This window comes from Azospirillum sp. B506 (assembly GCF_000333595.1).
GTDB lineage: Bacteria > Pseudomonadota > Alphaproteobacteria > Azospirillales > Azospirillaceae > Azospirillum.
Genome location: NZ_BADK01000493.1, coordinates 1 through 8,614 on the forward strand (window position 1 = coordinate 1; position 8,614 = coordinate 8,614).

General features: G+C 66.8%; 7 protein-coding genes. 4 read left to right on the forward strand and 3 right to left on the reverse strand.

The window, feature by feature from the left end; genetic code table 11:
• Positions 1-521: 521 nt before the first annotated feature.
• Entirely contained in the window at positions 522-839 is a 318-nt protein-coding gene (gene sugE / locus I71_RS14820; protein WP_042695623.1) for a quaternary ammonium compound efflux SMR transporter SugE, read from the reverse strand.
• 236 nt (positions 840-1,075) lie between these two features.
• Between sugE and I71_RS14825 the strand changes: the two genes are divergently transcribed.
• Genes I71_RS14825 through I71_RS38815 form a run of 3 tightly spaced genes read left to right on the forward strand, consistent with a single transcriptional unit; the run spans position 1,076 to position 6,058 of the window.
• Entirely contained in the window at positions 1,076-1,399 is a 324-nt protein-coding gene (locus tag I71_RS14825; protein ID WP_042695624.1) for a succinate dehydrogenase assembly factor 2, read from the forward strand.
• A gap of 56 nt (positions 1,400-1,455) precedes the next feature.
• Complete coding sequence (gene mfd, locus I71_RS14830; RefSeq protein WP_042695625.1) at positions 1,456-5,103, forward strand: transcription-repair coupling factor; 3,648 nt, start codon at positions 1,456-1,458, stop codon at positions 5,101-5,103.
• A 1-nt stretch (position 5,104) separates the two neighbouring features.
• Positions 5,105-6,058, forward strand: a complete 954-nt coding sequence (locus I71_RS38815; protein WP_199902186.1) for an ACT domain-containing protein — start codon at positions 5,105-5,107, stop codon at positions 6,056-6,058.
• Between the two features lie 58 nt (positions 6,059-6,116).
• Here I71_RS38815 and I71_RS14840 read toward each other — a convergent pair whose 3' ends face one another.
• Together I71_RS14840 and I71_RS14845 are read right to left on the reverse strand one after the other, a co-directional pair.
• Positions 6,117-6,314 (reverse strand): hypothetical protein, encoded by a 198-nt coding sequence (locus I71_RS14840; RefSeq protein ID WP_042695626.1) that lies wholly within the window; start codon positions 6,312-6,314, stop codon positions 6,117-6,119.
• A gap of 61 nt (positions 6,315-6,375) precedes the next feature.
• Positions 6,376-6,783, reverse strand: a complete 408-nt coding sequence (locus I71_RS14845) for an HIT domain-containing protein (protein ID WP_042695627.1) — start codon at positions 6,781-6,783, stop codon at positions 6,376-6,378.
• A 256-nt stretch (positions 6,784-7,039) separates the two neighbouring features.
• Here I71_RS14845 and I71_RS14850 point away from each other — a divergent pair.
• The coding region (locus I71_RS14850) for a glycosyltransferase (protein WP_042695628.1) at positions 7,040-8,614 on the forward strand (1,575 nt) is incomplete at its 3' end.

An 8,614-nucleotide genomic window follows, 5' to 3' on the forward strand; every position in this document is an offset into this window, starting at 1 on the left:
CGGTCCCGTCCCATTCCGTCATCGAAGCTGTCGCGCCGAAGGCGGACATTAGGACGCCGACCATGGCTTTGTCTGCCCCCAAGCGGTGACCGCACCGTTTGGGTGGGATGGGACGGCGGGTCGGGCGGCGTTCGCCAGCCGATGCAGGGCGGAGTTGGGAATCGACTCGTCGACCATGGCGGCCGTCCCGGCGGTCACCACGAGCTTGGTGCCGACGGGGTCCATGTTGGTGCGGGTGCGCCAGGAGCTTGGGCTTGCGGCACCGGCTGGGGGTGCGGCCATGGACGGTAAAAGTCTGCGGCGTGCCTACGACAAGGGTCGGGCCTGCCCTGCCGCCGCAGATGCTCAGGTGCATTACGTCGCCCTCTCGCGCCGAATGACACCGGTCAGGATGAAGGAGATCAAACTTGCCCATTGGAGCATCGAGAACGCTCTGCATTTGGCTCTCGATGTCCTGTTCGATGAAGACGGCGCCCGAACACGCAAGGATTATGCGCCAGAGACGATTGCATCCTCCCCTCTCACCCATGCAGCAGCTTCAGCCCGACGACGCCGCCGACGATTGCCGCGATGCACAGCAGGCGCAGCGCGTCGGCGGGTTCACCGAACAGCAGAATACCCAGCAGGGCCGTGCCCACCGTGCCGATTCCGGTCCACACAGCGTAAGCCGTGCCGAGCGGCAGGCTCTTCAGCGCCGCTCCCAGCAACAGAATGCTCACCAGCATCGCCGCAGCGGTCAGGAGGCTCGGCACCGGACGGGTGAAGCCTTCCGTGTATTTCAACCCAATGGCCCAGCCGATTTCGAGAAGACCGGCGAAGAACAGCGTGACCCACGCCATGACGGGACCTCCGTCCTGGAATGGCGGGGTCGTCCCCACCCGGTTACCCCTTTGCTGCTGGCGGGGTCGTCCCCGCGGGTCATCGGCAGATAGGACGTCATCCGCATAGGATCAAGCCGGTGGATCGAGGCAAGCCGCCAAGGTTGCATCGCCGGGCCGGCCCGTGCAGGATGGGGTTCCTGAATGGTTCCCCCTTCGCCGTTGGTGGCGCTGGGGGCTTTCGACGTTGGACAGCAATGACCGAAAACGGCACCCCCCCGGCTTCCGGGACGCAGGCTCACGAGAAGGCCGAATCCCTTGAAAACCGGCGCAAGCGCCTGCGTTTCCGCTCCTGGCACCGCGGCACGCGGGAGATGGATTTGCTGATGGGCAGTTTCGCCGATGCCCATGTCGGCGATTTCGACCACGCCATGCTCGACCGGTTCGAGGCGCTGCTGGAGCTTGGCGATCCCGACCTCTACGACTGGATGTCGGGGCGCGAGCCGGTGCCGGCCGGGCATGACAATGACGTGATGCGCCTGTTGACGGCATTCCGCTACACACCACGTCAAGGCTCCTGACGCAGCCGCGGCCAAAGCTCCCCGACAAGCATTTCCCCTCTCCGAGGCATCCTCCTTTGGTCAGTTACGATCTCCAGCCCGGCCGCGCCGGCCGCCTCCTGATCGGCGGCGCGCCCGAGGGGCACGACGCCCGCATCCTGGCGGAGCTTGCGCAGAAGGCCGGCGGCTACGGCCTGCTGCATGTTGCGCTGGACGACACGCGCTGCGCCCTGCTGGCGGAGGCGCTGGCCTTCTTCTCGCCGAAACTGGAGGTGCTGACCTTCCCGGCCTGGGACTGCCTGCCCTATGACCGGGTGTCGCCGAACGGCGGCATCGTCGCCCGGCGCATCGACACGCTGACCCGGCTGATCGCCCGGCGCGACGCCGCAGCCAACCGCGACGGTCTGGCGCCGCTGATCGTGCTGACCACCGTCAATGCCTTGGTGCAGAAGGTGCCGCCGCGCAGCGCCTTCAAGAACGCGGTGTTCTCGGCCAAGCTGCGCGACCGGATCGACCTGGAGAAGCTGCAGCGCTATCTCGCCGGCAACGGCTACACCCGCGCCCAGACGGTGCGGGAACCGGGTGAGTTTGCGGTGCGCGGCGGCATCGTCGACCTGTTCCCGCCCGGTTCGGAGGAACCGTTGCGCCTCGACCTGTTCGGCGACGAGCTGGAGGGGGTGCGCGCCTTCGATCCGATGACCCAGCGCACCACCGACAAGCGCGACAAGGTCGAGCTGAAGCCGATGTCGGAGGTTTTCCTCGACGATGCCGGCATTGCCCGCTTCCGCTCCGGCTACCGGGAGCTGTTCGGTGCGGTCACCGACGACGATCCGCTCTATGAGGCGATCTCGGCCGGCCGCAGCTACGGCGGCATGGAACATTGGCTGCCGCTGTTCCACGAAAGCATGGACACGGTGCTCGACTATCTGCCGCGCGGCATCGTCAGTCTGGACCATCAGGCGAACGAGGCGCGTGACGCCCGCATCGCCCAGGTGGTTGATTTCCACGCCTCGCGCGACAGCATGATGACCATCGAGAAGCGGGCGGGATCGCCGGTCTACAAGCCGGTGCCGGTCGCCTCGATGTTCCTCGACGCCACCGGCTGGGACGCGTTGCTGGGCGAGCGCGCGGTGGCGCAGCTCCAGATCTTCTCCACGCCCCCCGGCATCAAGGGCACGGTCGATGCCGGCGGCAAGCGCGGCCACGACTTCGCGGAGGAGCGTAACCGCCCCGACGTGAATGTCTTCGACGCGGTGAAGGACCATATCCGCGCGCTGCGCGCCGACGGGCGCCGGGTGCTGATCGCGGGATATTCCGCCGGGTCGCGCGACCGCCTGTCCAATGTGCTGGCCGACCACGGCATCCCCGGCCTGGAGCCGGCGGAGAGCATGGAGGATGTCCGCCGCTTCGACCGCGGCATCATCGGCACCATCGTGCTGGGGATGGAGCATGGCTTCACCTCCGCCGACCTCGCCGTCATCACCGAACAGGACATCCTCGGCGACCGTCTGGTCCGCCCCCACAAGAAGAAGCGCAAGGCCGCCAACTTCATCGCCGAGCATTCCGCCCTGCATGAGGGCGATATCGTCGTCCACATGGACCACGGCATCGGCCGCTATGACGGGCTGGAGACGCTGGAGGTCACCGGCGCCCCGCACGACTGCCTGCGCATCGTCTATGAGGGCGGCGACAAGCTGTATGTCCCGGTCGAGAACATCGAGGTGCTGTCGCGCTACGGCTCGGAAGACGCCAACGTCCAGCTCGACAAGCTGGGCGGCGCCGGCTGGCAGGGCCGCAAGGCGCGGGTCAAGAAGCGCCTGAAGGACATGGCGGAAGCCCTGCTGAAGATCGCGGCGGAGCGCATGCTGAAGAAGGCCGATCCGGTGCTGACGCCGGAGGGTGTCTATCAGGAGTTCGCCGCCCGCTTCCCCTATCCCGAGACCGACGACCAGTTGAAGGCCATCGAGGACATCTTCACCGACCTGGGCAGCGGCCGGCCGATGGATCGGCTGGTCTGCGGCGACGTCGGCTTCGGCAAGACCGAGGTCGCGCTCCGCGCCGCCTTCATGGTGGCGATGAGCGGCAAGCAGGTCGCCGTCGTCGTGCCGACAACCCTGCTGGCGCGCCAGCATTTCCGCACCTTTTCCAGCCGCTTCGCCGGCCTGCCGGTGCGCGTGGTGCAGCTGTCGCGCATGGTCACCGCCCGCGAACAGACACTGGTGAAGAAGGAACTGGCGGAGGGAACCGCCGACATCGTCGTCGGCACCCACGCCCTGCTCGCCAAGGGCCTCGACTTCAAGCGCCTCGGCATGGTGATCGTCGACGAGGAGCAGCATTTCGGCGTGAAGCAGAAGGAACGGCTGAAGGAGCTGCGCGCCGACATCCATGTGCTGACGCTGACCGCCACACCGATTCCGCGCACGCTCCAGATGGCGCTGTCCGGCGTACGCGAGCTGTCGCTGATCGCCACCCCGCCGGTCGACCGGCTGGCGGTGCGCACCTTCGTGCTGCCCTATGACCCGGTGGTGGTCCGCGAGGCGATCCTGCGAGAACATTACCGCGGCGGCCAGACCTTCTATGTCTGCCCACGCGTCGAGGATCTGGCGAAGGTCGCCGAGCGGGTGCGCGATCTGGTGCCGGAGGTGAAGGTGGTCACCGCCCATGGCCAGATGGCGGCAAGCGAGCTGGAAGACGTGATGACCGCCTTCGACGAGGGCAAGTTCGAGGTTCTGCTCGCGACCAACATCATCGAGAGCGGCCTGGACATCCCCAACGCCAACACGCTGATCGTGCACCGCGCCGACCTGTTCGGTCTGGCCCAACTCTACCAGATCCGCGGCCGCGTCGGCCGGTCGAAGAAACGCGGCTACGCCTATCTGACCTACGCCCCCAACAAGCAGCTGAGCGGCACCGCCCAGCAGCGCCTGCACGTCATCGAGACGCTGGACAGCCTGGGCGCTGGCTTCCAGCTCGCCAGCCACGACATGGACATCCGCGGCGCCGGCAACCTGTTGGGCGAGGAGCAGTCGGGGCAGGTGCGCGAGGTCGGCGTCGAGCTGTACCAGCAGATGCTGGAGGAGGCCGTCGCCAATGCCCGGGCATCCATGCAGGAGGGCGCCGTCGCCGCCGCCGCCGCCGCGGCGCAGGAGTGGGTGCCGCAGATCAACCTGGGCACGCCCGTGCTGATCCCGGAAAGCTATGTCCCCGACCTGACGGTGCGCCTGTCCCTCTACCGCCGCATCGCCGATCTGGTCGACCGGGCCGAGGTGGACGGCTTCGCCGCCGAGCTGATCGACCGCTTCGGCAAACTGCCGGAAGAGGTCGAGAATCTGCTGGACGTCGTCACCATCAAGCGCTGGTGCAAGCAGGCCAACATCGACCGTGTCGATGCCGGGCCGAAGGGTCTGGTGCTGGCCTTCCACGACAATTTCTACGCCGAGCCGGCCAAGCTGCTGACCTACATCGCCCAGCATCTGACGCTGATGAAACTGCGCCCCGACCACAAGCTGGTCTACAGCCGCGAATGGCCCGATCCGCAGGCCCGCATGCGCAGCGTGCAGAAGCTGGTGAAGGATCTGGCGGAGATGGCGTCGGGCGGCGGCGTGCCGCGCGGCGAGACCCCGCCGCCGCCCCCTCCCCCGCCGCCGCCCAAACCGACCGGCGCCAAGGTCGCCTCGCGCTTCGGCACGCCCTCCCGCTTCGGCCGCCCGACCGGGCGGCGCTGAGATGGATGAGCTGATCCGCAACGCCCCGCTCGCCCGCCGGCTGGCGATCGGCGACCGGCGGGCCATGGGCGACGCCCCCTCCGTCGCCGACGAGGTGTCGGCCGACAGAGGCAAGCTGGCGGAGCTGGTCGGATGCCTGTTCGACGGCGACGCCAGCGTGCGCATGCGTGCCGCCGATGCGCTGGAACGGGTGTCACGCGGCAATCCCGGCTGGCTCGACGCTTATGTCGAACATCTGCTGACCGATGCAGTCGCCATCGAGCAGGCGGAAGTGCGCTGGCACATTGCCCAGATCATCCCGCGCCTGAGCATGACCGATGAACAGCGACGCCAAGCCGCCGCCCTGCTGGCCGACTGGTTCGAGAACAGCCCAAGCCGCATCGTCCAGACGAGCGCCTTGCAGGCCGTGGTCGATCTTGCCGAGGCCGACGCCGGCCTGCGTGCCACCTCGGCGGAGATGCTGGGCCGCGCCATACGCTCCGGCGTGCCGTCGCTGGCCGCCCGCGCCCGCCGTATCCTGAAGCCCTTCGAGGTGGACGAGGCGACTCTGACTGCCGCCTTGGTGCGCGAACAGACCGGCCTGACCCTGACGATCCTGCCCGACCGGCTGGCGGTGGCCCAGTTGCCGCCGGGCAGCGGGCTGCCGGACTGGCTCGACTGGACCGACCCGCTGGTCGGCGCAACCCGCACCGGCGAGGAATTGTCGATTCTCTGCCGCGAGGAGCGCGTGCCCGACAGCGTGAAGGCCGAACGCGGCTGGCGCGCCTTCCGGGTGGAGGGAGTGCTCGATTTCTCGCTGTTCGGCATCCTGGCCCGCATCGCCGTGCCGCTGGCCCAGGCCCATCTGCCGATCTTCGCGATCTCCACCTACAACACGGACTATGTGCTGGTCCGCGCCAACGATTTGGAAAAGGCGGCCGACGTGCTGGCGCTGACCTGCACGGTGAAGCGGTAGGGGGCCGGATTGCCCCCTCCCATCCGTCGACGTGCGGGAGGGGGCCACCGTCGGTCTCTCAAGCCCCGCCGCCCTCGCGCTGGCTCCGCTCGACGATTTCCTCCCGCTCGCCCATCTCTTCCCATTTCTTCTGGACAGGCTTGTCGGGGTCGCCGGACGCCTTGCCGGTCTCATCGACCAGTTTGTCCTCGATCTGCTGGGCGGCGTCCGATGGAGCGTCTGAGGTCACGGATTTGGAGCGGTCCCGGTCGGTCATGATGGCGGTCTCCCGAAAAGATGGTTGGCCATCCAAACACTCCAGCCCCGGCAAAGTTCACTCAGCGGTTTCGGAATGCCTCTGACAGCCGTTCCACCAGCGCCTCCGCCTCGGCCGCTTCGTACGGTTCGGCGTGGCCGGAACCCCACACCGGCCCCGGCCAGGCCGGATCGCCGCGCGTCCGGCCGATCACATGGATATGCAGCTGCGGCACCATGTTGCCGAGCGCCCCGACATTCATCTTGTCCGGCACAAACAGCCGCTCGATCACATGGGAGGCCTGCACGATCTCCCGCATCAGGGCGGCCTGATCCTCATCCGCCAGCCGGTGGATCTCCACCGCACCCTCACGCATCGGCACCAGGATCAGCCATGGCCACAGCCGGTTGTTCATCAGCAGGACCCGGCAGAGCCCCAGGTCGGTCACAGGACGGGTGTCGGCCTGTAGCCGTTCGTTAAGGGAAAACATGCTTCACTCCTCTCTGGCACTGACCGGAAGCATCATCCGGGACTAAACCGGAGGCTGCCCTGTTATAGCCGGCAGTGGCGGGGCAACCGCGAAGCTTGTATAGAAGGCCGTGCGCGCCGGCCATACGGCGCAATGGCATTCGTAGGACGATGAAAGAGTTCGGTCCGAGGATATGGTCGGGGCGGCGACGGCTCCCTTGTGCCATGTCCACGGGCCGTATCCATGTTTTCTGGTGCGGCGAGCGAGAACGACCCACATGCGCAAATCGGCCTTCGCGGTTCTGATCCTGGTGATCCTCGGCAACATCGCCTTCTGGGCGCTGTGGAACCGTCCGGTGGACGAGCGGTCCTGGGCCGGCGCCATCACCGGCGTCGCCTACACCCCGTTCCATTCGGACAAAAGCCCGTCCAAGGGCGACAAGGCATCCGCCGACGACATCGAAAAGGACATGGACGCGCTGGAGGGCGCGGTGAAGGCCGTCCGCACCTATTCGACCACCGACGGCTCGGAAATGGTGGTGGCCATCGCCGGCAAGCATGGCCTGCCCGTCACCGCCGGTGCCTGGACCACCGGGAAGCCCGAGATCGACGAGCCGGAACTGGCCGGCCTGATCAAGCTGGCCCGCGCCAACAGCAACGTCCGCCGCGTGCTGGTCGGCAACGAGGCCATACTGCGCGCCGACCTGACCGTTCCGCAGGCCATCGACTACATCAAGCGGGTGAAGAAGAAGGTCAATGTTCCGGTCTCCATCGCCGAGCCGTGGCACGTCTGGCTGAAGCACCCGGAACTGGTCGATGCCGTCGATTTCCTGGCCGTCCACCTGCTGCCCTACTGGGAAGGCGTTCCGGTCGACCAGTCGGTCGATTACGCCATGTTCCGCTACAACGAACTGAAACAGAAATACCCGAACAAACACATCCTGATCGGCGAGATCGGTTGGCCTGCCGATGGCCCTTGGCGCCGCGGCGCCGAGGCAAGCCAGGTCAATCAGGCGAAGTTCATCCGCAACTTCCTGAACGTTGCCGCCCAGAACAAGCTCGATTATTTCATCATGGAGGCCTTCGACCAGCCGTGGAAGCGGGAGATCGAGGGCACCGCCGGCACCAGCTGGGGTTTGTGGGACTATCAGCGCAACCCGAAATTCCCGATGATCGGCGGGGTGCATGAGGTCCGCAACTGGGAGATCAAGTGCGCCACCGCCATTGCGCTGGGCTTCCTGCCGCTGGTGTTCTTCCTGTGGCGCCGCAGCGACCTGAAGATCGGCGGCCAGATCTTCTACGGCGCGCTGATCCAGGCGGTCGCCTCGGTCCTGGTCTTCACCGTCAGCGCGGCCTCGGCCGCGGGCCTCGCACTGACCACAGAGATCGCCTGGGGCCTGCTGATCTTCTGCCAGCTGGTGCTGTTCGCGGTCATGCTGATCGACGGCATGGAGCTGACCGAGGTCGTCTGGCAGCACAAGTTCAAGCGCAAGTTCATCCCCTGCTCCGTCGCCCCACTGCCCAATGCGGCGAAGGTGTCGATCCATGTGCCCTGCTACAACGAGCCGGCGCACATGGTCATGCAGACGCTGGACGCGCTGGCCCGGCTCGACTACCCGAATTACGAAGTGCTGCTGCTGGACAACAACACCAAGGATCCGGCGGTCTGGCGCCCGATCGAGGAATATTGCAGAAAGCTGGGGCCGAAGTTCCGTTTCTTCCACCTCGACAACTGGCCGGGCTTCAAGGCGGGGGCGCTGAATTTCGGTTTGGCGCAGACGGCGCCGGATGCCGAACACATCGCCGTCATCGACAGCGACTATCAGGTCCATCCCGACTGGCTGAAGGCGACG